This window comes from Constrictibacter sp. MBR-5 (assembly GCF_040549485.1).
In the GTDB taxonomy this organism is placed as follows: Bacteria; Pseudomonadota; Alphaproteobacteria; order JAJUGE01; family JAJUGE01; genus Constrictibacter.
The window spans coordinates 1-1,178 of record NZ_JBEPTK010000049.1; the positions used below are offsets into that span (position 1 = coordinate 1).

The window sequence follows — 1,178 nt, forward strand, 5'->3', positions numbered from 1 at the left end:
AGAATCTCATCGAGTATGGAATGCAACGTTCTGGAGGCCGAAACGCCACTGCAAAATGACGGTGAGATTTCGACACCATACCTGACGATCAGTATGTTCATGAAAGCCTTAGGAGGACAAGATGATTGCTGCGCGTTCTACACGTCTTTGGCATTACCGTGTTCCACTCGTTCAGAGTGATGAGGTTCTAACCTGGGCAGCCCGCTCCCTCAGCCCGAGTGGCTGGAACTTGCGAAAAATATGCTTCGTTGATGACGATGGCCGGGGCATTCATCACGAGCACGTCTTCACGATCGAAGATCAGACAGACGCTCTGCTTTTCCGGCTCCGGTGGCCGCCGGACTGGTTGTGGCATCCGCTGTGGTTGCCCTGCTCGCGGACTGGCTGACGATCTTCCCCACCACTGCGTCCGATTTCACGATCGTGAACCCGATGAATACGTCCACATCGCGCTATCCAAGGAGTTGATCCCATTCAGCATGTTCGAAGACGGCGCTGCCAGATCGCCTCCGATGGTGACCGATCGATGAGCCTCGCGGCAGACCTGATGTTTCCTGGAAAACATGCGGCGTGCGTCCGCAGATGCTCAAGAACAGCTATGACAAGGGCTCGCCGGTACCGTGGCGGCCGCCGGCACCAACGGTTCGCCGCCGCCCGGCGCGCCGACCATTGCCGGCTCACCTGCCGCGCCACCGCGTGGTCTACCCGGCGCCGACTGCGTGCCCGGGCCGCGGCCATGGCGACGCTGATCACGACGGCGAAGCTCAATGACATCGACCCCCAGGCCTGGCTCGCCGACGTCCTCGCCCGCATCAACGACCTGCCGCAGACGCGGCTGGCCGAACTCCTGCCGTGGAACTGAAAGCCGGCCATCGCCGCAGCCGCCTGAAAGCTGCTACCCCGCGGCCTTTACCGGATGCTTACGTTCCACCCGTGGCAGGTGAGCAGGCAACCCGCCGCGATTGCGGGTTCGGTTGCGGGCCTCGCCGTCGGGCTTGCCCCTGACGATCGCTTCGGCCTTTTCATGGGCGGCGTCGAGCACGCCCTGGGCGATCTCCACGTCCTCCAGAGCCCGACTGTATTGATCGGCGCTCAGAGCCGATCCGAAAACATGTTGAGTCGTGAGAGTCGGTTGTGATTCGGTATGGCGCTCGGATTGCCGGAAGGAGAGCGCCCCT

The 1,178-nt window shown here is 61.8% G+C and carries 3 protein-coding genes and 1 pseudogene; 3 read left to right on the plus strand and 1 reads right to left on the minus strand.

The features are described 5' to 3' along the window. The 3 genes and pseudogenes from ABIE65_RS27810 to ABIE65_RS27820 all read left to right on the plus strand — a co-directional run. Positions 1-180, plus strand: a 180-nt coding sequence (locus ABIE65_RS27810) for a hypothetical protein (protein WP_354081998.1), incomplete at its 5' end; no start/stop codon positions are given. A 402-nt stretch (positions 181-582) separates the two neighbouring features. Further along, positions 583-771, plus strand: coding sequence for a hypothetical protein (locus tag ABIE65_RS27815; protein ID WP_354081999.1), 189 nt, complete (start codon positions 583-585; stop codon positions 769-771). Next, positions 725-862: pseudogene (locus ABIE65_RS27820) on the plus strand (transposase domain-containing protein); the annotation flags it as partial. The gene ABIE65_RS27815 and the pseudogene ABIE65_RS27820, both read left to right, overlap by 47 nt. A 33-nt stretch (positions 863-895) precedes the next feature. Here ABIE65_RS27820 and ABIE65_RS27825 read toward each other — a convergent pair. Further along, positions 896-1,178 (minus strand): IS66 family transposase (locus ABIE65_RS27825; RefSeq protein ID WP_502918585.1); only part of this gene is annotated, 283 nt, incomplete at its 5' end.

What these genes read in the sequence shown, in the direction of transcription:
- ABIE65_RS27815 (WP_354081999.1), top strand. Translation starts at nt 583, where the DNA reads ATGCTCAAGAACAGCTATGACAAGGGCTCGCCGGTACCGTGGCGGCCG.